This window comes from Acidobacteriota bacterium (assembly GCA_016700075.1).
Taxonomy (GTDB): Bacteria; Acidobacteriota; Blastocatellia; order Pyrinomonadales; family Pyrinomonadaceae; genus OLB17.
Genome location: CP065000.1, coordinates 1,456,790 through 1,481,755 on the forward strand (window position 1 = coordinate 1,456,790; position 24,966 = coordinate 1,481,755).

Sequence of the window (24,966 nt, forward strand, 5' to 3'; positions counted from 1 at the left end):
TTGCCGCGTCGTTTAGATGCAAAAACAATTCCAGCTTGTTGCGGCCGATTTGGCAAGTTACCATTTTCGTAAATGATCGAACTCCGAAATATCACAAAGACCGTCACGTCCGGCACCGAGGCTCTCACGATCCTCGATGACGTTTCAATCAACATTCCGGACGGGCAGTTCGTTGCAGTTACGGGAGCCTCAGGCAGCGGAAAATCGACGCTGCTCGGATTGATCGCAGGGCTCGACGCCCCGTCAAGCGGCGAGATAGTGGTTGACGGCAGTGAAGTAACGGCGATGCCTGAGGACGCACTTGCCAAGCTCCGCAGCGAAAAGATCGGCTTTGTTTTTCAATCATTCCACCTGATCCCGAGCCTGACCGCATACGAAAATATCATCATCCCGATGGAAATTCTGGGTTCCGAAAACGCGGAACAGCGTACCGAACGCCTGCTCGAAGCCGTAGGGCTGACCGAACGCGGACATCATTACCCTTCGGAACTTTCCGGCGGTGAACAGCAACGCGTCGCCATCGCTCGTGCATTTGCTAACCGCCCGAAAATACTTCTCGCCGATGAACCTACGGGGAATCTCGATTCAAAGAACGGCCAGCACATCTTCGACCTGATGAAAGACCTGCACCGACAGAACGGCATAACGCTAGTGCTGGTAACGCACGACGACTCGCTCGCACGCCAGGCCCAGCGGCAGGTCGTTCTCAAGGACGGCCGCGTCGTCGAAGACATCGCGAACAGTGGAGAAGCAGCGGCAAGATGAGATTCATTCTCAATCTGACGAAACGCGAGATCCGCTCCTCATGGCGGCGGCTGCTCTTTTTCTTTTTGTGCATCGCGCTCGGTGTCGGATCGGTGGTTGCTCTCCGGTCGCTGATAATCAATCTGAATCGCGTCGTCGGCAACGATGCACGCGCTCTGCTTACAGCAGACATCGAGGTTTCGTCAACAAACGATTTCACGCCGTCCGAGATCGGCATTGTCGAAGAGGTGATCCGTGCGTCGTCGATGGTTGAGGCCCGTGACGAGGCGATCACGACGCCCTCGATGGCTCGTTTTGAAACGCCGACAGGCGTCGAAATAAAGTTCGTCGATCTGAAAGGCGTCGAGCCTTCATTCCCGCTCGTGGGCGATTTTCGGCTTTCGGACGGCACGCCGTTCAATTTCAAACAGATCGAGAACGGCGGCGCTTTGCTTGTCAGCACTTTGCTTGAGGAAACAGGAGCACGCATCGGCGACAAGGTTCGGATCGGTGAAAACACGTTCGAGATACGGGGCACGTTCGACGAAGAGCCCGGCGGCTCAAGCGGCTTTCGTTTGGGCAGCCGAGTGTTCATCGAAAAACGTGCGTTTGACGAAGCCGGTATCACACGAAACATGAGCCGTGTCCGCCGCCGAATTTTGTATCGCACGAGCGACGATCCGACGCCGCTTGCAAGAGAACTGCGGACACGTCTTCGCGGAACGACCGTTCAGGTGAATTCCTACCGCGAACAGCAGGAGAACATCAGCGAGCAATTCACCCGTACCGAGAACTATCTCTCGCTGACGGGCCTGCTGATACTCGTCCTCGGCGGCATCGGCATCTGGAACGTCTCGCGTGCTTTCGTCGAGCAGAAACGCCGCTCCGTCGCCGTCCTGAAATGTCTCGGAGCGTCGGGCGGACGCGTGCTTTCTGTTTACATTCTGCAGATATTGATACTTGGCTTACTGGGCAGCGTTGCGGGCGTAGGCCTCGCACAGATCGGACTCTGGCTCGGTGCGTGGCGGTTTGCCGACGTGCTTCCGGACAAGATGAGCTACGTCGTCGGATTCGGGACTTCGATGCAAGGCATCGCACTGGGCATCATAATTTCCACGCTCTTTTCGCTGCTGCCGCTGATGCAGATACGCTCGATCAAGCCGCGGCTGCTGCTTCGAGATGAGAACAATGCAAATCTCCGCCGCCTTGATTGGAAAGGCATCCTGATCGCGGCGTTCTGTCTGCTTTCGCTGCTCGGCATCGCAATTTGGCAGGCCGGCTCTCCTCAGGTCGGCGGCATCTTTCTCGGCGGTATTGCGGCAGCGGGGATCGTTCTTTTCGTCGCCGCATCGGTTCTACTCTGGATTCTAAAACGCTTCAAAAGACTTCGCTCGCTGACGCTGCGGCAGGCGATAAACTCGCTGTCACGCCCCGGCAATCAAACACGCGTCGTTATGCTGGCGGTCGGGCTCGGCGTATTCGTCGTGCTTTCGGTGCAGCTTGTCCAGTCAAGCTTGTTGCGGGAGTTTGATCTGACGCAAAACAGCCGCCTGCCAAGCCTGATATTCGCCGACATCCAGAAAAGTCAGATCGACGGCGTCTCGTCGACCATCAAACAGCGGCTGGGCGAAGAGCCCGAAAAGATCCCGACCGTGCGAGCCCGCATCGCTGGGGTAAACGGTGAGCCGCTGGACCTGCAGCAGCCGCAGATGCGCCAGCAGCAAGGACAGATCGGCCGCGAATTTGCGATCACTTACCGCGCTGAACTGGAATCGAACGAAAACGTAATTGACGGCAAATGGTGGCCCAACGAGCCTTCCGAAAACCCGCAAGTCTCAGTCGAGGACCGCTTCGCTAACCGTATCAACGTCCGTCCCGGCGACGAGATAACGTTCGATATTTCCGGCCGAAAGATAACCGCAGAGGTAACGAGCATCCGTAAATTTGACCTGCGAAACACACGCACGGCGTTCGTCTTCGTGTTTCGTCCCGGTGTATTGGAAAAAGCACCGCAGACCTTTGCATCGACGGTTGTCGGACAGATACCGGCGACCGAGCGGCAAAAGCTGCAGCGGGACCTGGTCGAGCAATTCCCTAACATACAGATATTTGACGTTGCGGACATCCTGACGACCGTTAACCGCCTCGTCGGCAACTTCGTCATTGCGGTTTCCTTCGTCGGCAGCTTCGTTCTGCTGAGCGGCATCTTGATCCTGATCGGCGCCGTGGCACTCACAAAGTCGCAGCGAATTTACGAGAACGCGATTCTTAAAACGTTAGGGGCAAAACGCCGATTGCTGACGGGTATCCTGGTGTCGGAGTATTTCATCCTCGGCAGCCTCGCGGGGCTGATAGGTGCGGGATTTGCGGCCGTTCTGTCTTACGTGGCGTGCATCTATATCTTGAACATCGATTGGTCGCCGGAGCCCATGATACTCGTTGTCGGCGTTGCCGCTACGGCCTTGATCGTTCTTACGGTAGGTGTACTGGCAAGCTTTGATGTGCTTTTCCGGAAGCCACTTGCGACTTTGCGTTCACAATGACGCCTGCGGCCCGCCTTCTTCTGCTAAAACAGCCCGCAGGCTGACCTGGCCGATCAGCGTTTCCAAAAACGCACTGAAACGATGAAGTATCGGCTGGAGTTCGCCTTCGGCTGTAGCAAGTTCGATCTCCTCCGCGAAACGCTCCACCGTTTCAATATCCTTGAAGAAAAGGAACCGCACCGGACCTGCCATGAAATCAGAAACGCTGCGCCGCACGGCGTCCGCAGCGGGAGAATCGGGGGCGGCCTCAGCGGCCGCGACCGCATCCGCCAGAGCCTTCATCTCTCGCCGAAGTGCAAAGGAATTTTCACGCTTCTGTTTTAGCGAGGGATAGACGTCCAAAACGTCGATCGAATCATCGTACTGTCGCAGTATGGACGCGATCGTCTGCTGAAATCCTTCTTTGAGCAGAGCATGAGCCGCTTCAAACCGCGCGAAGATCGCCGGGACGGGCCGTATTTCCAGGATCCCTGAAAGCTCGTGATCAAAGACCTTTTTTGTTTCAATGGATGCAATGTATGCTGCCCCGTCAACAGCATCTGCCAACTGTTCATCAACCTTTCGAAGAGCAATTGCCCGCCCTTCCATCAGCGTCAGCAGTTCGCTGCATTGCTGTTCGACATGCGCGAAGATAAGCACGCCGGGCTTCAGCGGCTCGTCACGCTCCATCAAGCTTTCGATAGTTTCCAGATACCTAAATATGGCCCCAAACTTTCTTAGTATCAGTTTTAGCTCTGCCGCGGCCGATATGCCCGGATCGTTGCCGCCGCTGAAGCGTTCGAGCATATCCTTTCCGAAAAGGTCGCCATCCGACTCGGCTGCCCTGTGAAAATACTCTGTAGAGGCGGTCGCACTACTTAGTCCTATTTGGATCAGTCCGCACCATGAAACGAACTCCGGTACCGAAAAGGGCCGATCCCATGCCGGGGCACCCATTGCGACCAGATCGCGGAGACACGTAAAGACGGTCTTGGCATGGCGATCGGACCGAATGCCGCCGGCAACCTCGAGTGCATGTATTCTCGAAGTAAGCAGGGAAACTCGGTTCAACCCCTCATGTAGTATCCGTGCCATAGACGGCGAAACATTAGGCGTCACCGAACGCGACATACGCGTTACGCCGGTTGTTTGCGCGAACGCTTGCGAGGACGTAAGCCAGACGCCTGCGTCGGCCTCTAATCGGCGCATTAGTGCAGATGCCTCGCTTTTCTCGGCGGACAATGTTCCTTTTCCGCTGTCTGCGGTCGCGGTCTCTAGGTTTTCCTCAAGTAGCGTCGTCACTGCGAACGGTGCTCCTCTAATTTCGTTTCCGGGCTATAAAACGGGATGCCGGCTGAACTGCCAATGCAATATTAATACATTATCCCCTAAAGTTTACAATATTGTTCGGAGAGGAGCCGCTATGGAACTGATGTTGGCAACGACAAATTCAGGAAAGATCCGTGAACTGACAGGATTGCTGGCAGAGGCCGGCATTACGGCTGCCGGCTTGCCGGAAGACATGGTGATCGAACCTCCGCGGGAAGACGGCACAACATTCGCCGAGAATGTCGCTATCAAGGCAGCTTATTACGCTAAACGGCTGGGCATGCCTGTGCTGGCAGATGATTCAGGCTTAGAGGTCGCCGCACTCAAAGGCGAGCCCGGAGTGCTGTCAGCCCGCTACGGCGGCGGCGAAACGACGTTTGACGAGAAGATGCGGCTTATCCTGGATCGGCTTGCGGAAACTGAAAGTAGTGACCGCAAAGCTCGGTTCGTTTGTGCGGCGGCATTGGCTGACCCAAACGGCAGTGTAGTGCATTTGACGGTCGGCACCTGTGACGGCTCGATAGCAGATGCACCCTTTGGCACCGGAGGTTTTGGATATGACCCGATCTTCGTCCCCGACGGTTTCGACCGAACTTTTGGCGAATTGCCTTCCGAGATAAAGGACAGCCTAAGTCATCGGTCGAAGGCTATCGCAGAAATGCTCCCATTTTTACGGGAGTTTCTTGCGGTTTGACTTGACGTAGCGCACTTTCAGCCTTAGAATTCGACACTTGGATTCGTTTCCTTGGTGAAACTGACGGGGCGTAGCACAGCCTGGTAGTGCGCACGGTTTGGGACCGTGAGGCCGCAAGTTCGAATCTTGCCGCCCCGACCAACCTGCTCCTTAAGGTTGGCATAACCCGATTGCCGGGTATTTCAACGGCAAGATCTTTACTAGAAACACTGACTTATTATTCTCAACCAAATTGGAGGTTACTAAAACTATGGCACGTATGACCCAGACCGCGATCATCAGCAGCCTTGCTGATTCAACAGGATGCAAGAAAACCGACGTCAAAGCGATGTTCGACGCACTTGCAGCTCTCGCTACTTCTGAAGTAAAGGCAAACGGTGAATTTACCGTTCCCGGCTTCGGTAAACTGAAAAAGACCCACCGCAAGGCTCGCGAAGGCCGCAACCCGGCGACCGGCGCAACGATCAAGATCCCGGCGAAAACGACCGTTAAATTTACCGTCGGCAAGGCGATGAAAGACGCCATCAGCTAACACAAGATATTGTGCTACGCCATCAAAAAGCCCGGCATTCCTTGTGGAATGCCGGGCTTTTTTGAAAAAAATCGCGATGCTGCGAAAAAAAGTAGTGACAAATCACAAAAAGCTCTGTTAACATAAACTTACAAATTGAAACCCGCCCGTCCAGCGTCCGTAATGCGACTGCTATTCCGAGGTTTTTTCAATTTGTTTGCGGGCGGCCCGCAGCGTTACGGCCGCAGATGAAAGCCCTGTCGTTCCTTGCAGAGATAGGGTTATTTTATTGAATAAAGGAGAAAAACATAAGTGGCAGCAGCTAGACCGATGACATTGCAGGACAGGGTTCTGCAGATAGATCACATCCAGGCTAGAAGGTTCTCAAAACTGTCGGGCGACGCTTACGACATCGCACATGACGGCATCATCAGGCATCTTAGGGCATGTGCCCGCATGGACGTCAACCCGGACGCTTCGGCGGTTCGCGAGATCATTGACGACGCGCTCAACGGCCGCCGTGTATTTGCCGAGACCTCGAACGACCTTTTGGCTGCTTAAAATCAGCGTTTTTGATCTAAGTGTATTGCTTATGACCGCCCTCATCGGCGGTCTTTTTTTATTTTAGGTTAAGCTTGTAAAGAATGAATCTGCCGAACTGCTCCCTGTCTGTACGCACATACCAACGGTCTATGCCGTCCATGTAAGGGTCTAGCTCTTCCGGAGTGATCAAGTAGTCCAATGGCACCGCACCCGGCTTCCGCGGATCGAACGCGGCACAGTATTCCTCGTAAACACCTACCTCGTCGTCGATCTCGCCAAAGGTTAGCGGCTTGTATTCGGCATTCAAACGGTCCGTGTGCCTTCCCCAGCCGAATAAGGCGATCATAGAGACAAAATCGCCTCCGTGCTTCATGCCGTTGGCTAACTGCCCGCCGCCGACGCCCTGATAACAAAGCTGCTGATAATAGCGTTCTTTATTCTCCTGCCATGTCACGCCCGGAAAAACATGCTGATGCCGTGCCCAAAGCACCGCCGCCGGTGCAAGCGTCGGCAGGTCGTCGCCCTCGGCGATGCCAAGATGCAGAACAGTGCGTTTGTGTTTTTGTGGGTCATCGTTGATCAACTCGGCCACACGCCTTGCAGCCGGCAGAGCCTCGTCGCGGGCGACATTTGAATCGTCAAGTATGCGGACCGTGTAGTGACACTCGACAAAGCCCCAAACTATTCCGAGCGTAGCTAGGACTGTCGAAAGTATGACCGCTCCCCTCTTTCCCTGCCCAAATGCCTCACGCCACAACAGCCCGATAGCACATATGACCGCGAGCCCGGCAATGTAGTTACCAATGAAGACCTGATAGTGTATCGGCTGCAGCGAGCGGCCGGTGATCAGTTGCTGATTGAAGAGGACCGCGGGCGTTACCGCAAGAACAGCGGTAAACAACATCGCCTTGTCCCGAAGCCGAAAGATACCCGTCGCCGCTCCGACAACGATGACCGCGAGAACCATGAACCCGATCATCTCAGGCGGCCGCGTAAGGTCGAGCTCGCGGGTAAGAACAAGAAGTTGGACGTCGTCCATCGTGTGCGAACGTTTACTGAGCATATAGCCGTACGGAACGATAGACAGAACACAGCCGACACCGACCAACGCCAATGACCTTAGGTCAAATAAATACCTTTCAGGCCGAAAGATCAGCCATACCGCTGCCATACACGCCAAGACCGCCGCAGCCGATGTCCATACGTAAAAATACGAATAGACGGTAAATGCAAAACACAAAATGACGCCGGCTTGCACCGCAAACGGCCGCGGTTCGGCAGAGTTACCGCCATCCTTTTCGCTGCCGAGCAATTTCCATAGCAAAGCCAGCATTGCAAAGAACGCCGGGAAAGCCAGTGCAGGAATATATCGCCGAAATCCCGGGAAATACGGATACGAATACGAAGTTCCGAGGATCTCGCCTATCGCCCCTTCGCCTGCAAAGAGCGCACCTCCGGCCAGCACGACGATGCTGCCTGCCATCGCGAACAGTTCGCTGCCGAACATTCTAGCCAATAGCCAGAACACTGCCAACGCCGTCAAGAACGCCGCCAATGCTCCTGCGATGGTCATGGCCCAGGGAGCGTCGATCCCAAGAATTCGTGCCGGTATTGCGATCGAGTACGGAGCCGCGAATTGTATGGAAAAAAGTGATTCCGGCTGCGGGTCTTCGGGCGAATCGTCGCGGCCTGTGTAAGGGTCGTTCTTTCGCGGACGCCCGTCGATAAGTGCTTTCAAATACGCGGCGTAGGCGACCTCGTCAATGTCGTTGTAGGCGTAATGCCCGTTCCACGCGTCGCCGCGCAGATACAGCATCTTGAACTGCGGATATAACGAAAATACCGCTAGAAAAATACCCGCAACAATGCCGAAACGCCAACGAATATGCATACATGAACGCAGTTTAAGTTACCACAGCCTAACGACGTTGTCGCAGTATGGTATTATTTTGCCTATTATGACGATGAGATCACACATTTTCACTCTGTTTTTACTTCTTTCTTCGGTTTGTGTATCTTCGACTAGCCTTTTTGGTCAGGGTAGCATTCCGGTCAAAGTGCTCAGCATTGAGGATTATGTGATGACCGACGTCATGCAGTCTGGCGGTATTGGCGGCTCGGTGATCGTCTCTTTGACTCTCTCTAGTGATGGCACTCCCAGCGACGTCGTAGCTCTTCACGGTCCGATGTATCCTTGCGATTCGTATCCGATCGAGTTCATCGATGCGGCGAGAGCCGGTGTCGTTCGTTCGATTCAAAATGCAAAATTTGAACCTATCATTGTTGAAGGAGTTGCAACTGAGCAGCGTGTCACATTTACTGTCAATCTAGACGTCAATTTTCGCAAGGCGAACAGACCTTCGCCGACATCAGAACCTGGAGCGCGCGTGCCCAAATTGGTAAGTGGGGGCATCCTGAACGGGAAAGCGACGTCTCTTCCCAAACCAAGATATCCGGCAGAGGCGAGAGCTGCGGGCGCTGGTGGAGCTGTATCCGTATCAATTCTCATCGACGAACAAGGTTCTGTCGTAAGAGCGGGCTTGGTTAGCGGAAATGCACTTTTCACGGATGCAGCTCGGACGGCCGCCTGCAAATCAGCTTTTTCGCCGACAATGCTTTCCGGCAATCCGGTAAAGGTGTCTGGGGTCCTTGTTTACAACTTTGTTCCATAACACACACAAGAGCATGACTTTGCAGAAAAAAATAATAGACGACCTGACCGCAGCGATGAAAGCAAAAGACGCCGACAAGGTTTCGGTGCTGCGTATGGTGAAAGCGGCGTTAATGAACCGCCAGATAGAAAAGGGCAGTGAACTTACCGACGACGAGATCACCAAGGCATTACAGACGCTGGTAAAGCAGCGGCGTGATTCTGCAGAACAATATGAGAACGCAGGCCGTGCAGAGCTTGCCGCAAAAGAGAACGCCGAGATCGCGTTCATCGAAGCCTATCTGCCGCGGGCAGCTTCGGAGAACGAGATCGCGGCAGCGGTCGAGGCGGCAGTTGCCGAGACCGGTGCATCGTCAATGAAAGACATGGGTGCTGTGATGAAGGCAGCGATGGCGAACCTCGCCGGAAAGTCGGCAGACGGCAAAAAGGTCAGCGAGGCCGTTAAGAACAGGCTGTCCGGTAATTGATGCTATTGATCGGGCTTTCCGACCTTGGCATCCTCGACCTCCGTTTCGAAACGCCTGTAATCGCTGTATAGCACGAGATTGTTGATGTTGATGCCGGCAAAAAGTATGCGGACGGAAAGATTGATGTCAGCCCTTGCCGGCAGCCAGATCTCGTCGTTTACGATCTCGTTCTCCAGCGTGAACGACGCGCCGCGTTGAGCCTTTGCAATAAAATTTCCCGCGCCTTTCGTCAGCACGGCATCGAGCCGAACGACCTGACGCGTTGCGGCATCCACCCATACCGCACCGGTGCAAAGAGCAAACAAACGCTCGTTGCGTGTTTGCGGTTTGAACGCGGGATTCGGCTCGTAGTCGAATACGATCACTTCGCGGCCCTTAAAACGCTCGCGTCTCGGATTCAGCAGCAGAGAGCCTTTTAATGCCTCGGCGATGGTAAATCGCTGCCCCTCACCACTCGGCTGCCCGGCGGCACCCGATGAAACTTGCCGCGTGTTGTCCTGCCGCCGCTGCCTTTCGGCGATCTTCTTTTCGATCTCGGCTATCTGTTTCTGAACGTCACGGTCCTCTTTTGCCTGATCCGACGGCGACAGCGGCCGGCCGTTCTTCTCGATTGTGCGTGTGATGCGAAAGCCCTTATAGAATGTCAGCGACCGAGTCTCGGAGCTTTTCTCTACCAATTCGCCGTTGCTTTTAAGATCGCGCTCGATACGCTTTTCCGTAAAGCTGTAATTCTCTAGCATCTCGTCAACGCGATCGGCATTCGCCCGTATCTCATTGAGCAGGCTAGGGATATCCGGAAGCGGCTCATTTGAGACAACGGGAAAATCGTACACCGAGCGCGCGACGGGCCGGTTGTAACTCGCCTCGTCGATCGTGATCCGATATGTCTCGCCGGACTCTTCAAAACTGATCATAGACGGCGTCTGAATGCCGTTCACAAGACGGTAACCATCGTATTCAAAAACGCGCATTTCGCTTCCGCGAGACATCTCTTCGCGGACGAGAAGTCCCGTTTCGTTGTCAAAGAACAGCCGCAGCCGCGCCGATTTCGCTGTCGTCAACAAGACCACTGTTGCCGCTCTGCCGCGGACCGTTGCGGGGCCGGCAAGCGTCAGTTTCGCCTTTTCGTCCTTTGCTCGCAGCCAGCGTGTATTTCTGTATTGGGCCTCCGCCTGCATATCGCGTGCTGCGTCGCCGGTCAGGGTCCGCAGTCCGCCGCGGGAATCACGTGCCCAGCCCGACTTGCCGTTGTAGCCCGACTCATATTCAAATCCGCGGATCTCGTAGCTTACACCGAATAGGTTTCCGCCCGATGCCTGCGCCTCGAAACGCCCCGAAGCGCCGTCAGACAAACGCGTGATCGAGCCTGTCTGCCGCCATGATGAAACGGCCTTCAAAGTCTTTTCTCCGCCCATAGCCTTGTTCGCACGTCCAAGGACCTTTGACGCCGATTGGGCGGAAACAGAAAAGGCAAAGGCCGCTATTAAGGCGGCCGTAAATGTTACCCCGAAGCGAAAACTCATATGAATAAACCCGTAATTAGATGAAGCTTTCGCTCAGCGGCGATGTTAAGATTCGCGGAACTTACTGAAAAATGCTGCGGACCTTGTCCATGAAAGACTCATTTGACAGATCCTGATCCTCGACCTCGGCAAGCTGTTCCATCAGCTTTCGCTGTTCTTTCGAGAGCGATTTAGGGGTCACGACGGTCACCGCGACGAAAAGGTCACCTTTGCCGCGGCCGCCGAGGGTCGGCATTCCGTGTCCTTTGACCCGAAAAACTGTCCCGGTCTGCGTACCCGCAGGAACCTTTAGCGGTTCTTCGCCGCCGAGCGTCCGGACAGAAAGTTCCGCTCCGAGTGCCGCCTGCGAAAATGTCACGGGTGCTACGGAATACAGATCGTCGCCTTGACGTTCGAAATGCTCGTGCTGCCTGACATGAACAACGATATACAGATCACCCGGAGGCCCGCCGTTCACGCCGGCCTCGCCTTCACCGGAAACGCGAAGCCGCGAGCCCGTCTCGACGCCGGCGGGTATCTTGATCTCGATGGTCTTTTCGCGTTCGACGCGTCCCTGGCCTCGGCATGCTTTGCAAGGCGTACGAATTGTTTGTCCTTTACCCTGACAGGTCGAGCAGGTGCGCATCACGCTGAAAAAGCCTTGGCTGTATCGCGTCTGCCCGCTCCCGCTGCAGGTGGCGCAGGTTTCCGGCGATGTGCCTTTTTCCGCACCGCTGCCGTCGCATTCTTCGCATTTCTCAAGCCTCGGGATACGAAGCTTTTCGTCCTTGCCGGTGGCAGCGTCCTCAAGCGTGATCTCGAGGTCGTAGCGAAGATCAGAACCTCGTTGGACCGTAGTTCGACGCCCGCCGCGGCCGCCGAAGACATCGCCGAATCCAAACATTTCGAAAATATCGTCTATGTTCGAAAATCCGGGATCGAATCCGGGTCCGCCGGCTCCGACACCTTGGTGACCAAAACGGTCATAGGCCGCACGTTTTTGCGGATCCGAAAGCACAGAATATGCCTCTGCGGCCTCTTTGAATTTCTCTTCAGCCGCGGGATCATCGGGATTCTTGTCGGGGTGATATTTTACCGCAAGCTGGCGATAGGCGCGTTTTATATCCGTGTCGCCGGCGTTTCGCGAAACTCCAAGTATCTCGTAATAATCTCTTTTGCTCATCTGCCGCAATCCAAAAAGCGTCAGCTCGATCAAGAACTGACGCTTCTGATATTTTGCATCAAAGGCCCGAATCTTCTCAAGCCTGAAATGTATCTGCCCGTTACGAACTAGTTCATGGCGAGCATCGCCGCCGTGATCTTGTTCGCAGCACCTTCCACACGGTCCAGCTGAATACGTATCTCGTCCATACTCGACGAGGTGACCGCGGCTTCAGCTGCCTTCAGGATCTCGACTATCTCCGCGTGGTCCCCCGCTTGTAGTGCCGACCCAACCTCTGTCATCGCGCGCCTTGCGTTCCTGATAAGTGAATCAAGGCGGTTTCGTTCATTGATAAGTTCCTTTTCCTCGCGGTCCCGATCAATGGACGTCTCTGCCTCGATTATGAGCCTTTCGATCTCGTCCGGAGCCAATCCTGACGACGGCGTGACCTGAATTGCCTGTTCGAGTCCGGTCATCTTGTCTTTTGCCGAAACGCTGACGATGCCGTTCGCGTCGATCTCGAAAGTAACGTCGATCTGCGGAACACCGCGCGGTGCGGGCGGGATCCCGACCAGGTCAAAACGCGCCAGGCTTCGGTTTGCCGAAGCGATCTCGCGTTCGCCCTGCAGAATGTGTATCTCTACAGACTGCTGATTGTCCACGACCGTCGTGAAGGTCATCGTGTTCTTTAGCGGAATGGTCGAGTTTCGCGAAATGAGCTTCACAAACAGCCCGCCGCGTGTTTCTAAACCAAGGCTGAGCGGGAGAACGTCGAGAAGGACGATATCCTTTACCTCGCCTGTCAGCACGCCTCCCTGAATAGCGGCTCCCATTGCGACCACCTCGTCCGGATTGATCTCCGATGAAGGTTCTTTTCCGAAAACTTCGGTGACGGTCCTGGCGATGATCGGTGAACGGGTCTGCCCGCCGACCAAAATTACTTTGTCGATATCAGTGGGCTGCAGCTTGGCGTCCCAAAGGGCTTTCTGACACGGCTCGACCGTTGCTTCGACCAGGTCCTTTACGATCTGTTCGAACTTGTCGCGCGACAGCGTCATGTTGATGTGTTTCGGCCCAGAGGAATCTGCTGCAATGAACGGCAGCGAGATGTTGGTTTCAGAAACACTCGAAAGCTCACATTTCGCACGCTCAGCGGCCTCTTTGAGCCGCTGCAGGGCAAGGCGGTCCTGCTTCAGATCGACACCGTGTTCGTCCTTAAAGCCCTCGACCATCCATTCGATTATTCGCTGATCGAAATCCTCGCCGCCAAGGAACGTATTACCGGACGTCGAGAGAACCTCAAAAACGCCGTCATTTATCTCGAGTATCGAAATGTCGAATGTGCCGCCGCCAAGGTCATAGACAGCGATCTTTTCGGTCTGATTCTTGCCGAAACCGTAGGCTAGCGCTGCCGCGGTCGGCTCGTTGATGATGCGTTCGACCTCGAGGCCGGCGATCTTTCCGGCGTCGCGAGTAGCCTGCCGCTGCATGTCGTCAAAATATGCGGGAACCGTGATTATCGCCTCTTCGATGCGGTCGCCTAGAAAGTCCTCAGCGGCGGCCTTCAACCTTTGTAGTACGATGGCGGAGACTTCGGGCGGACTGTACACACGGTCCAGTACGCGTATATGAGCGTCGCCGTTGGGCGCTTTGACAATCTCAAAGGGCACGGTCTCGCGCATCTTCTCGGCCTCGGGCGAATCGAACTTGCGGCCGATCAGCCGCTTCACCGCATACAGCGTGTTCGCAGCGTTTGTCACCGCCTGACGCTTTGCGATCTGGCCGACGAGTCGTTCATCCTTTTCGGTAAAGCCCACGACGGACGGCGTCGTCCGGCCGCCTTCCTTGTTTGAGATGATCTGAACGGTGCCGCCTTCGAGGACGGATACGCAGCAGTTCGTGGTGCCAAGATCTATACCTATTACTTTTCCCATAACGGTTAATTCTTAAGAGTTCTATTCTGAGATCTGCGGTGAGTTTTCTTTTTCGGGCGCGTCTTCAAAGGCCGCGTCAATATCAACATCAACAACGGCAGGCTGTGGAGTTTCCTCGATCGCGGCCGGGATTTCTGCAGGGATGTCATCTCGACGGTAAGCCGCGGCAGGCGTGACCTTTACCATCGAGTGACGTATCACACGGTTGCCTATACGGTAACCTCGAAGCATCTCATCGACGACGGTATTTGGAGGCATATCAGGGCTTTCATCCATCGCGACCGCTTCGTGCAGATTCGGATCAAAATCCTTTCCTACCGCCGATATAGGCTCGACACCCATTTCCGCGAACACCTCTCGAACTTGCTGATTCACAAGCACAATTCCGTCGTAAAACCTTTGGAAATCTTCGCTTTTGGCCGCTCCGTCAGACGTTGCCGAATCGATCGCACGGTCCAAATTGTCCAGCACGGGCAGCATCTGAGTCGCCAGATTGCTGATCTGGTCAATGAAAGAGCCGCGGCGCTCGCGGTCCATTCGATATTTGTAACTCTCAAAATCTTTGAGCCGGCGGTCGCTCTTTTCCTGAATGTCGTTACGCTCTGCCTTTAGTTCCTCAACGCGGTTCTTGAGCTTTGAAAGCTCCTGCTGCAGTTCAAAAACCTGCGTTTTCAGTCCGGGCTGATTGGCCGCAGCTGCCGCGGCCGGCTGCTCATCCGAAACGGGAAGCGACATCGGATCGGACGCCCGTTCGATCACGGGCTCTATCGCCTCTTCCGAGATATTCCGCGGATCGAACTCCGAATCCTCGATCTCAATACTGAGGTCGGACGTAATATGGAGATCACGCTCGCGCTCCGCGAGCTGTTTCAGAAAATCGTCAACAGATGCACCGTTGTCGGTTTCCATCTCATCGAGTGCCTCTTCCGGCATCGGTATCTGGTCGTTCGGATTCATTTTGTGATTGAGGCAGCAGTGCTCTGCTGTCGCGGCTTATCGTTGGCCGGAGTCTGACGACATCAGTCTTTCAAGCGTGCGGGCGATGTAGGAGACAATGGAGATCATACGGGCATATTCGATCCGCGTGGGGCCTAGCACCGTCAGCGTCCCGATCGCCGAACCGTCACCGATGCGGTATGGTGCCGATATCAGCGAACAGTTTTGCAGGGTGGGCGTTCGATTCTCGCTGCCTATGACGACCTGAACGTCGCCGTTCACCACGCCGTCGCGTCCGATGCACTCGGTCAGTACCTGCATCAGACGAGATTTCTCGCTGATGGCTTGCAGCAGTTCACGCAGGCGTTCCAGATCGGCAAAATCCCGTTTTGTCAGGATGTTCGGCGTACCGTCAACGAAAACCTCACCCATGCGGTCCTCCTCTGATTCTATGCTCTGCGAGCACAGTATCACCGCCGTCTGGAGCAGTTTGTCAAAGAGTGTCTTTTCCTCGTGCATAAGCCTGAGGATCTCGACACGTATCTCGGCCAAGCTCTTACCGGCAAACTCGGTGTTGAGGTAATTCGCCGTTCGGTCGAGTTCCTCTTTCGTAAAGGCTGTGTTCAGCCGAATTATCTTGTTGTGGACGATATTCGGCGTCGAGACCAATACGACGAGCACGCGATTGTCAGTAAGATTGACAAATTCAATGTGCTGCAGGCGATCATTCGCCAAGGACGGCGATACTACGATGCCCACATTATTTGAAAGAGCCGAGAGCAAGTGGGAAGTGCGTTCCAGCAGGCGGTCCGGCGTCTCTGTCGGCTCGGCGTTCTTTATGCCGAGTTCCTCGCCGATGGTAAAAAGGTCATCGTCCGAAATACTCAGCACGCCAAGCAGATTGTCAACGTAATACCGATATCCTGCATCGGTAGGAACGCGTCCGGCGGAAGTGTGGGGCTGTTCGAGCATCCCCATTTCCTCCAACTCGCCCATCACATTGCGAATCGTCGCCGAACTCATCCCGGACGCGTTGGCAAACCTCTCTGCGAGAACTTTTGAACCAACGGGTTCGCCCGTTACGAAATGTTCATTGATGATCGCTGTCAGTATGACCTGTCCCCGGGAATCGGGCACATTTTGGGGCTTTTCGCCGCCATTGGTCATTCTGTTCGGGTGAGTTTGTCGCATACCGCCACGCGGCTGTATGCTGTTCCCATATAAAGGGATAGCATTTTAGCCGCAACGAAGTCAACAAAAATGTTTAACTTGTGCTAAATCGCTTGAACATCGCGATCTTATGGAAATCGGGACGGAAGATCTGGCCTCTTACTACGCTGAAGCGTTTCGTGCCTATCAGCCGGACCGCGAACCGCCGCCGATCCACATCACATTTTACCCATATATTGGCATAAATCACACGATCCGCGTAAGAGAGGGCAAAGTTCTCGTCCGCATCGGCGATATCTGCCGTGAGATGCCGGGGCCATGCCAACGCGGCCTTGCTTACATATTGGTCGGGAAAATTCTCGGCAGAAAGATCCCTCGCGGAGCGCGCGAGGTTTACAACGCCTACATAAGATCGCCCGCCGTTCGTGACCGCGCGACTGAAAGAAAACGCACACGCGGCCGCAAGGTCGTGACAACAACGGCCGGTCACGTTTACGACCTCGACGAGATGTTTGACGACATCAACGCGACATACTTCGTCCCGCCGATCGAAAAACCGACGCTCACGTGGTCTGCCCGTAAGACCTATCGCATACTCGGTCATCACGACGCCGTGCACGATCACATTACTATCAGCCGCTCGCTCGATTCGGCGGACGTACCGAGATACGTGGTCGAATATGTGCTGTTTCACGAGATGCTGCACATTGTCCACCCGACCAAACACGTCAACGGCCGGCGATACAACCATACCGCCGCATTTCGCCGCGACGAGCAGAAGTTTGAATATTACGCCGCCGCCGAACGATGGATCGAGAACAACGTTAGAAAGCTGAAAAAGGCCGCACGAAAGCGATAAAGCAAGTTATTCGCCGGCCATTTGTGCGATGAGCCAGCCGACAAAACCGAGGTCTGATGTTACACGCCGCTCGGCGGTATCCGTGGTGAAATGATCCTCTCGGCGGTGTATGCGGTTCGGTGCGGACGGCGAATTCTCACGCCGGTCGCCGATGGCCTCGGCGATCTCTTCGCCCGTGGTTTGTTCGATGCCTTCGAAAAAGGAATCTAGGAGTTCGGTCAGCATTTCGTTGTTTGCAGCCTTCCGTTCAGCCGGCAAAACTGCAGCGAATCTGTCCTCAATTCCCTGCTCCGCACGGAACGACGTCCACCGAATTTCCGTCGCCGATGAGCGTATCATCTCCGGCAGAACGGCAGCGACAACCGTACGCAATTCATTCTCGTCGCCAGCTTCGGTAGCGATCTTCATTGCGGCCAGATTCGCAATCTGCGCGATGCCGTCGGTGGAAACGTAACCTCTCGCAAGCGTACCGCTTTCCGGCGGTTGGATCTTACCCGTGCTTGAAATATTCGGCGTCTCACCGCGTCGGGCTGCAAGAGATTTCTCTATGGCATTCTCGTCGTTGCCGAACCAGATCAGGCTGTCAATGACCAGAGCATGCGCCTTTCGTCCGTCGCGAGCTGTCCAGACAAAGAACTTTCCGCCGTGTTTGTCGATTGCTTCAAGTGTCGCCTCGCCGCCGAAAATGCCCGCAGCCAGTTCGCCCAATTTATGCTCTGCGAATGCGACCGCCTGATAATTCCACGCCTTTGTATCGGCCACGACGACAAAACGCGGCTGCACCTTGGCAATGCTCTGTTCCTCGTTTACCTTTTCCTCGGTCAGTTCAAAGCCCGTCACGGCTACCGCGGCCTGCACGCCTTTCATCGGCGAAAGGTCCGGCTTGGAAGCCGCTGTGCTCGAGAATTGGCGGCTGGTCACGACCGGCTGCAGCAACGCTGCAAGGTCATTGGACTCCATATACACGAGTGTTTCCGCCGGAACGAGAGCACGCATATCGGTCGGCTTGCTGCTGCAGGAAAAACTCACCGCAGCGAAGCAGAGACAGAGAGAAAGTACAAAGATAGTTCGTAGAGAAATCGAATTTGCGAAAATTCTCGTTAACCGGCGTTCCCCTCTCTGCGTCTCTGCGTCTCTGCGGTAATATGAGTGTGTTAGCATTCGCAAGGTATGACCAAAGTATTCAACAACGACATTTTACAGGGCAAAGTCGCGTTCGTCACAGGCGGCGGCACGGGCATCACGGGCGGAGTGGCCCGAGCGTTTGCCGAACACGGAGCAAAACTCGCGATCACAAGCCGAAAGAAGGAGAACCTCGACGCGATGAAGGCCGCGGTCGAAGGCTTTGGCGGCGAGTGTTTCTCGGTGGCGGCGGACGTCCGCGATTACGAGGCCGTCGAGAGTGCCGTAGCGGCAACGGTCGAACATTACGGCAAGATCGACATAGTTGTGAACGGCGCGGCCGGAAACTTTCTTTGCCAGGCTGAAGAGCTTTCGGCGAACGGCTTTGGCACGGTCGTTGATATCGATACAAAAGGCACTTTCAACGTCAGCCGTGCAGCTTTCGAAGAACTCAAAAGATCTCGCGGCCAGATCATCAATATCTCCGCGACTCTGCATTACCTTGCCACACCAATGCAGATACACGTCTCCGCCGCAAAGGCCGGCGTTGATGCGATCACGCGAAATCTGTCTGTCGAATGGGGCCGCCACGGCATCCGCGTTAATGGCATCGCACCGGGCCCGATCGAAGACACCGAAGGAATGAAGCGGCTGCTGATGCCGGAGCTGCGCGAGAAAATGATGCGGAAAATTCCCGTCGGCAGATTCGGCCGCATCGAAGATATTGAGAATGCCGCTTTGTTTCTCGCGTCCGATGCGGCGAGTTACGTCAACGGCGTTACGCTGGTCGTTGACGGCGGTTCGTGGCTGCTGGGCACGAGCCTTACTTAACGCCCTCTTCGGCTTCGTCCGTTTTGTCGTCGCCCTCGCTCAGCGGACGGTCGTCCAACACGGCACGCAGCACCATCATTTTTGCGAGGAATCTAAGCTCTTGCCGGTCGAATGTCTCGGCGAGGGCTTTTGTTTTCGCCATATCGGCAGCCGCCAGCGTCTTTAACGTTGGTGTTGCGACCCGCAGGTCACGTGTCACGTCCCTGATCAGCGAGCCGCCGAAAGAGCCTACGTGAAGTTCGCCTTCTTCGATTATTTCATCATTGACGTCGATGAACTCAGCTATCTTCACCGCCGCCGCAATTGTATCGTTCAGGCGAAAGATCGCACTCTCCAATTGCCGGAACGCACGCTCCGGCTCGACCTCTGCCATTCCGCTTGCCAGCATCCAGGTCATCATATAATCGACGTACGTTTTCGGATACGGGTTTGAAAAACGCTCGGCCTCGTTCATCAACTGCAGTGCGAGTTCCTTATCGCCCGCCTTTGCCACGACGCCTGCGAGCATTGTCAAGCCCGTCACTTTTGCCTGCGGCGACGATGTCCGCTCGATGATCCGCCGAGCCTCGTCAATGGCGGCCTGCCTATCTTCTTTCGGCAGCTCTTTGTTGGCGAGTTTGCCAACATTTTCCCACGCGTTCTGCCATTCGGCCTCGCGCTCTTCGCGTATTGCAACGCGCGGATCGACCGGGGCTGTATTTGTTGCATTGGCAGTAATCGCCGCATTTGCCGCTATTGCGGCCGTCATGGCGGCGTTTACTGCGGCGTTCGCAGCTCCGCCGCGAAACGAAGGCTCATTTCTGAACTTGCTTCGCAGTTGTCCGGCTCGCGAGGGGTTGAATTTTTCTATCTTCTCGATCGCCATCGCGGCGTAGAAAGCTTGCGCCTCATCCTTTGCAGTCAAGTAAATATTCGCAAGAATGTCCGCTATCTCGCGCAGGTCGCCGCGTGAATACACGGGCTTCTTCTTTTTCTTCCCGGCATCTTCCAGGGTTGCCGCGCCGAAATCGAGCAGTACACTGACCGTCCAATGACTCAGATCATCGACCTTTGTCTGCTTGAGTTTTGCCAGTATCTCGGCCCCGAACTCTGCACCTTTGTCCGCATCTTTCTTGTAGATACTTCTCAAGATCTCAAGGTGTTGGGCCTCGACACCATCAGCCAGCGAGCGTTTGCCGTAACGAAGTGCCTTTTCAGCGTCGGCATCGGCGATGCGTTTCAGAAACTGAAACTCAAAATATTTGTCCTCTTTTTCGATATCCCGCTTCATCTCGGAATTCGAAAGCTCCGCGAGGCTGTTGTAGAAGAAATCGTATGCCAGGTCCGCATCGTGATCCGCCAAACTCAACGCTATCTGACGGCGGACGCCCATTGCAATGCGGAATTTTCGCTCCACGGGAGACGTAAAGGCACGGCCGAAAAGCCCGCCTGAGATGCCGTCGTCGGCACCGGTCATATCCGGAATCGCCATCTGCTGGTCAAGCTGAAGCAGCAGTATCCGCATGTCGGATATCGCCCCCTGATACATCGCGCGCGCTTCGTTTTCGTCATGCAGCCACATCAGCCCGGCAAGCTCCGCCGCAAAACTGATGCGGTTCTCCGCCAAACGCAGCCGCGTCAGTTCACCCGCCGTCTCGCGCAGCATATTTGCGGCCTCGGCACGAAGCTTCTTCGTAGCCTCGTCATATTCGGGCTTTGCCGGAGCCTGAGCAAAAGAGTTCAACGCAAAGGACACCGCAATTAGCATCAATATAGCCGTGCGCCGCATAAGTTAATTTACCTCCGATCTGGAATGCCTTTATGATAGTGTGAAACCTCCGATTAGTAAACGGATCTTTTTGTTTAAATTAATTACTGCTGATCGCTTGTTATTTATTGCTATCCTTCATGCTGCTTATCATCGACAACTACGACTCATTCACGTACAACCTCGTGCAGTATCTCGGCGAGCTCGGTGCCGAAATGCGCATTGTGATGAATGACATGGTTTCGGTCGATGATATCGAGAACGTGATAAAGCCGACGCGCATTCTGATATCGCCCGGTCCCGGAACGCCCAACGACGCCGGGATCGCGCTCGCGGTAATTGAAAGGTTCGCCGTGCGATTGCCGATCCTTGGCGTTTGTCTCGGGCATCAGACGATAGCGCAGCACTTCGGCGGCCGCGTCGTCCGGGCTCCGCGGCCTGTTCACGGTATGTCGTCAAGAGTTATAAATGACGGCAAGACGATCTTTCGCTCACTTCCGCCGGAGTTTGATGCAGGGCGTTATCATTCGCTCGTCGTCGAACGCGACACGCTGCCCGACACGCTCGAAATATCCGCCGAAACCGCCGACGGGATCATCATGGGACTCCGCCATCGTACGCTGCCGATCGAAGGCGTGCAGTTCCATCCGGAGTCCATTCTGACCGAGCACGGCAAAATCTTGTTGCAAAACTTCCTCTCGCTTTGAGATATTAGAAGGAGGGCGACAAACGCCCTGCCCGCATTTCTCCCCGTTTTCTATGCCCGCAAAAAGAACATCTTGGCAGCGATCCGCTCCTGCCGTGCCGACAAGTGCGAAATCCGACACGCCGCTTTTTCCTTTTTTGGCAAAGCTCGTCCGCGGCGAGGATATGACTGCACGCGAGGCTGCCGAATTTTTCAAAGTATTGACCGGCGGCGGCATCGGCTCGAATCAGATGGCGGCAGCCCTGACGGCCCTCACGGCCAAAGGCGAAACTGACGAAGAACTGGCAGGCATGGCGAGTGTGATGCGGCAGCTTTCGGAAAAGATCCGCTCGCCAAAAGGAGCCGTCGATATCGCCGGGACGGGTTCGTCCGCCGCAAAGACGTTCAACGTTTCCACCGCCGCGGCGCTTGTCGCCGCCGGTGCCGGGCTTACGGTCGCGAAACAAAGTAACCGAGGCGTTACAACGAAATGCGGTTCGGCGGATGTGCTAAGCGAGCTCGGCATCAAAGTCGCGGGGGAGACCGCAGTCGCACAGGCTGCGCTGGGCGGCGTCGGGCTGACATTCATGTTCGCACCAAAATTTTTCCCGGGCCTTCGCCGTGTCGCGGATATTCGCAGCAGCCTCGGCATCCGCACCTGCCTTAATCTGCTAGGCCTGATGGCGAATCCCGCCGGAGCGACGCGACAGGTGATAGGGGTCTGGCATCGGTCGATGGTCGAACCCGTCGCACGGGCACTTGCACTTTTGAAAGCCGAACACGCTTGGGTCGTCCACGGCCAGGACGGCATGGACGAGATAACGCTGGCGGGCAAGACATTGGTCGGCATCGTTAAGAACGGCAACGTCACGTCGCAAGTGATATCCCCAACAGACATGGGACTAAAACTAGGCAAAACCGAACATCTGCGGGCCGCCGATGCGAAACAAAGCGCAGCCATCATCCGCGACGTCCTTTCCAGCAAACGCCGCGACGAAGCTCGTTCTCTTGTCGTATTGAATGCCGCCGCCGCCATTTACGTCGGCGGGCTGGCAAAAGATCCCGTTCACGCCGCACGGCTCGCCGAACAAAGCATCGATAGCGGCATGGCACAGAATAAGCTCGAACGCCTCATCCAGATCACGAACAAGAAATAACTATCCGTTGAAGATACTTTGCCGTCGCTGATTCTTGGCCGATAATTAGCTGATGCTTTCGGCGATCTATGGCAAGGTGATGAACCTCAGGAACGCTCTCTACGAACGCGGGACCTTTGGCGCGCATGGCCTTGGTGCACGCACGATTAGTGTCGGAAATATCACAACCGGCGGTACCGGCAAAACGCCGCTAGTCGCGAAGATCGCGGAAATGCTCGCAGCCAACGGCGAACGTGTCTGCATCCTGACACGCGGCTACGGCCGCAAAGACCCGAAGAATCGAGTTCTCGTGTCAGACAGCGAAACGGTGCTGGCAGATGCCGAAATGGGCGGCGATGAGCCCGTTGAGCTTGCTAACAAGCTGCTTGGAAAAGCAGTCGTGGTCGCGGACGCTGATCGCGTCGCCGCGGCGAGATGGGCCTTGAGTGAATTCGGTATCACTGCATTCGTGCTGGACGACGGTTTCCAGCATCGCCGCGCGAAACGCGACCTCGATATTGTCTGCATTGACGCAACGAATCCTTTCGGCGGCGGCAAAACGCTGCCTTCGGGCCGTTTGCGTGAACCGCTTGCGGGACTGGCACGAGCCGACGCCGTCATCATCACTCGCTCACCTATTGCCGAAAACCTCGATAAGCTTGAAGCGGATCTCAAGAAATATGCGCCTAGTGCCCATCTTTTCCACTCAAAGGATTCAGTTCGTTGCGTACGGCCGCAGGTCGGTGATCATGACTTCGATGCAAAGTTGAGGTTCGTCTCGTTCTGCGGCATCGGCAATCCCGCGTACCTTTTTGACACAGCAAATGCGTACACAAATGGATCGGTCGTTGGAACGCTGGCTTTCGCAGACCACCATCGATACACCCAACAAGATATCGAAAACATCGAGATCCTCGCACGCGAAAGGTCAGCAGACGCGCTGCTTACTTCTGCGAAAGACGCTGTTAAATTGTGGACTTTGAAATTCTCGATCCCGTGTTTCGTCATGGAGATCGAGCCTGAGGTCGAGCCGGCAGAGGAATTTGAAAAGCTGATCAGCGGAAAATGACTATTTTGGCGGACCGTCCTTGTCGCCCCAATAGAACGCTCTGACGACGAGAACATATACCGTCAGGCAGATGACCACCAAGATCAAAAAGAACAATCCAAGCCAAACGAAAGAGGACATATCAGGCGGCCTCCTCACCGTTGGATTCTGCTTCCTCGATCAGATCCGTCATTAGTCCTCGGGTACCGCGGTGTTCTACTACGTGACGGTAAAACACGGTCGCCACCGCGACGATCGGAATTGACAAGAAAACGCCGGGAATGCCTGCGACCTGCTCGCCTGCAAGCACCGATAAAATAATGGCCAGCGGATGAAGATGTATCCCTCCGCGGACTATTCGCGGATACGAGACGTAGTCGTGAAAGATCCTCAACACGATAAGGAATATAGCAGCATACAGCGCCTTCCACGGATCGTCGCCGAAGAAAGCGGTCAACGTAACGACGATACCTACAGTCAGCGGCCCAAGCAGCGGCACGAACTCAAAGATCCCGGCCATAATGCCCAGCAAAAGAGCATACTTCAGCCCAAAAAGATAAAACCCGATGGTACAGATCGTTCCGATGAGAAAACACGAGATCAACTGAGCCCGCGTATATGCGGCGAGCGTAGTATTCACGTCCGCCATTACGACCTCAGCGCGATACCTCCATCGGCCGGCGGGAAACATTCGTAATATCGCCAGACGGAACTGGTTAACATCCTTAAGAAAGAAGAAAGAAAGTACAGGCACAAGAACGAACCACGGGATATATTTGACCGAAACGATCACGAAACCGCCGACCGCTGTGGTGATCTCGCCGCCGAGGTCGGAAACTCGTTTATTGATGTTCTCCTGAACCTCTTCAGGTATTCGGAGACGCTCAAAACGTTGATTGAGTTCACGCGCCCGCTCGCTGAACATCCTTCCGTATGAGGGGAGATTTGAGCCGAATTCCCTTGCCTGGTCTACCACTCTCGGAGCGATATTAGAGATAGCGTAGCCGATGACCGCAAATACGAAAATATAGGCTATGCCGATCGCCAGCGACCTCGGCATAAAACGGTCGAGCCCTCTGTCCTTGAACGGCTTGCGGATCAACCGAACAAGCGGGTCCATCAAATAGGCAAAAAATACCGAAAGTACTATTAGGAAAAATAGATAGCTTAGCGACTGAACAATCCCCTGGAGGAAACCTGCGACGAACAACAGCATCAGCGTTATGACCACGACGCGGATTATCGAACGGATCGGCGGCGACGCAGGATCGATAGCGACCTTTACAGGCTTTTCCTTTTCCGATTCGTTAAAAACGGCACTGGTTCTGGGTGGTTCGATATCAGCCATTCGAG

Annotated in this window: 22 protein-coding genes and 1 tRNA gene; 13 read left to right on the forward strand and 10 right to left on the reverse strand. The window is 55.1% G+C overall.

What is annotated here, in order from left to right:
• Positions 1-72: 72 nt before the first annotated feature.
• A complete protein-coding gene (locus IPM50_06500; GenBank protein QQS34214.1) occupies positions 73-765 on the forward strand; it encodes an ABC transporter ATP-binding protein in 693 nt (230 codons plus the stop codon).
• Positions 762-3,287 carry an ABC transporter permease gene (locus IPM50_06505; GenBank protein ID QQS34215.1) on the forward strand — a complete coding sequence of 842 codons (2,526 nt, stop codon included), beginning with the start codon at positions 762-764 and terminating at the stop codon, positions 3,285-3,287. Before IPM50_06500 ends, IPM50_06505 begins: the two co-directional genes overlap by 4 nt.
• Here the strand turns inward: IPM50_06505 and IPM50_06510 are convergent.
• A complete protein-coding gene (locus IPM50_06510) occupies positions 3,279-4,568 on the reverse strand; it encodes a hypothetical protein (protein QQS34216.1) in 1,290 nt (429 codons plus the stop codon). The genes IPM50_06505 and IPM50_06510 overlap by 9 nt on opposite strands.
• Before the next feature lie 121 nt (positions 4,569-4,689).
• Here IPM50_06510 and rdgB point away from each other — a divergent pair, with 121 nt between their 5' ends.
• The 4 genes from rdgB (at position 4,690) to IPM50_06530 (ending at position 6,361) form a co-directional block, all read left to right on the forward strand.
• The gene (rdgB, locus tag IPM50_06515) at positions 4,690-5,289 is read left to right on the forward strand and encodes an RdgB/HAM1 family non-canonical purine NTP pyrophosphatase (protein QQS34217.1); all 600 of its coding nucleotides are present in this window, start codon (positions 4,690-4,692) and stop codon (positions 5,287-5,289) included.
• 64 nt (positions 5,290-5,353) lie between these two features.
• Positions 5,354-5,430 (forward strand) — tRNA-Pro (locus tag IPM50_06520).
• Positions 5,431-5,539: 109 nt separating this feature from the next.
• On the forward strand, positions 5,540-5,821 hold the full coding sequence (locus IPM50_06525) for an HU family DNA-binding protein (GenBank protein QQS34218.1): 282 nt from the start codon (positions 5,540-5,542) through the stop codon (positions 5,819-5,821).
• 291 nt (positions 5,822-6,112) lie between these two features.
• Positions 6,113-6,361 (forward strand): hypothetical protein, encoded by a 249-nt coding sequence (locus IPM50_06530; GenBank protein QQS34219.1) that lies wholly within the window; start codon positions 6,113-6,115, stop codon positions 6,359-6,361.
• A 58-nt stretch (positions 6,362-6,419) separates the two neighbouring features.
• On the opposite strand, the gene IPM50_06535 is transcribed toward IPM50_06530, so the two are convergent.
• The gene (locus IPM50_06535; protein ID QQS34220.1) at positions 6,420-8,234 is read right to left on the reverse strand and encodes a hypothetical protein; all 1,815 of its coding nucleotides are present in this window, start codon (positions 8,232-8,234) and stop codon (positions 6,420-6,422) included.
• 37 nt (positions 8,235-8,271) lie between these two features.
• Here IPM50_06535 and IPM50_06540 point away from each other — a divergent pair, with 37 nt between their 5' ends.
• Both IPM50_06540 and IPM50_06545 read left to right on the forward strand, forming a co-directional pair.
• Positions 8,272-9,015: a TonB family protein gene (locus IPM50_06540; protein ID QQS34221.1), complete on the forward strand. Its 744-nt coding sequence runs from the start codon at positions 8,272-8,274 to the stop codon at positions 9,013-9,015.
• A 13-nt stretch (positions 9,016-9,028) separates the two neighbouring features.
• Positions 9,029-9,481 carry a GatB/YqeY domain-containing protein gene (locus IPM50_06545; protein ID QQS34222.1) on the forward strand — a complete coding sequence of 151 codons (453 nt, stop codon included), beginning with the start codon at positions 9,029-9,031 and terminating at the stop codon, positions 9,479-9,481.
• A gap of 2 nt (positions 9,482-9,483) precedes the next feature.
• Here the strand turns inward: IPM50_06545 and IPM50_06550 are convergent, their stop codons facing one another.
• The 5 genes from IPM50_06550 to hrcA form a co-directional block, all read right to left on the reverse strand.
• Positions 9,484-11,004, reverse strand: a complete 1,521-nt coding sequence (locus tag IPM50_06550) for a hypothetical protein (GenBank protein ID QQS34223.1) — start codon at positions 11,002-11,004, stop codon at positions 9,484-9,486.
• A gap of 61 nt (positions 11,005-11,065) precedes the next feature.
• Entirely contained in the window at positions 11,066-12,166 is a 1,101-nt protein-coding gene (dnaJ, locus tag IPM50_06555; protein ID QQS34224.1) for a molecular chaperone DnaJ, read from the reverse strand.
• Positions 12,167-12,273: 107 nt separating this feature from the next.
• Positions 12,274-14,079, reverse strand: coding sequence for a molecular chaperone DnaK (gene dnaK, locus IPM50_06560; GenBank protein ID QQS34225.1), 1,806 nt, complete (start codon positions 14,077-14,079; stop codon positions 12,274-12,276).
• A 21-nt stretch (positions 14,080-14,100) separates the two neighbouring features.
• A complete protein-coding gene (locus tag IPM50_06565) occupies positions 14,101-15,036 on the reverse strand; it encodes a nucleotide exchange factor GrpE (GenBank protein QQS34226.1) in 936 nt (311 codons plus the stop codon).
• Positions 15,037-15,072: 36 nt separating this feature from the next.
• Positions 15,073-16,206 carry a heat-inducible transcription repressor HrcA gene (hrcA, locus tag IPM50_06570; protein QQS34227.1) on the reverse strand — a complete coding sequence of 378 codons (1,134 nt, stop codon included), beginning with the start codon at positions 16,204-16,206 and terminating at the stop codon, positions 15,073-15,075.
• A 109-nt stretch (positions 16,207-16,315) separates the two neighbouring features.
• On the opposite strand from hrcA, the gene IPM50_06575 reads away from it, so the two are divergent.
• Positions 16,316-17,044: a hypothetical protein gene (locus IPM50_06575; GenBank protein QQS34228.1), complete on the forward strand. Its 729-nt coding sequence runs from the start codon at positions 16,316-16,318 to the stop codon at positions 17,042-17,044.
• 6 nt (positions 17,045-17,050) lie between these two features.
• Here the strand turns inward: IPM50_06575 and IPM50_06580 are convergent, their stop codons facing one another.
• Positions 17,051-18,040: a hypothetical protein gene (locus IPM50_06580; GenBank protein QQS34229.1), complete on the reverse strand. Its 990-nt coding sequence runs from the start codon at positions 18,038-18,040 to the stop codon at positions 17,051-17,053.
• Between the two features lie 174 nt (positions 18,041-18,214).
• Here IPM50_06580 and IPM50_06585 point away from each other — a divergent pair, with 174 nt between their 5' ends.
• Complete coding sequence (locus IPM50_06585; protein ID QQS34230.1) at positions 18,215-18,997, forward strand: SDR family oxidoreductase; 783 nt, start codon at positions 18,215-18,217, stop codon at positions 18,995-18,997.
• Here the strand turns inward: IPM50_06585 and IPM50_06590 are convergent.
• Positions 18,990-20,765 carry a hypothetical protein gene (locus tag IPM50_06590; GenBank protein ID QQS34231.1) on the reverse strand — a complete coding sequence of 592 codons (1,776 nt, stop codon included), beginning with the start codon at positions 20,763-20,765 and terminating at the stop codon, positions 18,990-18,992. The two genes, IPM50_06585 and IPM50_06590, sit on opposite strands and share 8 nt — an antisense overlap.
• Positions 20,766-20,884: 119 nt before the next feature.
• Between IPM50_06590 and IPM50_06595 the strand changes: the two genes are divergently transcribed.
• Genes IPM50_06595 through lpxK form a run of 3 tightly spaced genes read left to right on the forward strand, consistent with a single transcriptional unit; the run spans position 20,885 to position 23,634 of the window.
• Positions 20,885-21,451, forward strand: a complete 567-nt coding sequence (locus IPM50_06595; GenBank protein ID QQS34232.1) for an aminodeoxychorismate/anthranilate synthase component II — start codon at positions 20,885-20,887, stop codon at positions 21,449-21,451.
• 52 nt (positions 21,452-21,503) lie between these two features.
• Positions 21,504-22,586 carry an anthranilate phosphoribosyltransferase gene (gene trpD / locus IPM50_06600; GenBank protein QQS34233.1) on the forward strand — a complete coding sequence of 361 codons (1,083 nt, stop codon included), beginning with the start codon at positions 21,504-21,506 and terminating at the stop codon, positions 22,584-22,586.
• A 52-nt stretch (positions 22,587-22,638) separates the two neighbouring features.
• Positions 22,639-23,634, forward strand: a complete 996-nt coding sequence (gene lpxK / locus IPM50_06605; GenBank protein QQS34234.1) for a tetraacyldisaccharide 4'-kinase — start codon at positions 22,639-22,641, stop codon at positions 23,632-23,634.
• Between the two features lie 121 nt (positions 23,635-23,755).
• Here lpxK and IPM50_06610 read toward each other — a convergent pair whose 3' ends face one another.
• Complete coding sequence (locus IPM50_06610; GenBank protein ID QQS34235.1) at positions 23,756-24,961, reverse strand: AI-2E family transporter; 1,206 nt, start codon at positions 24,959-24,961, stop codon at positions 23,756-23,758.
• Positions 24,962-24,966 lie beyond the last annotated feature (5 nt).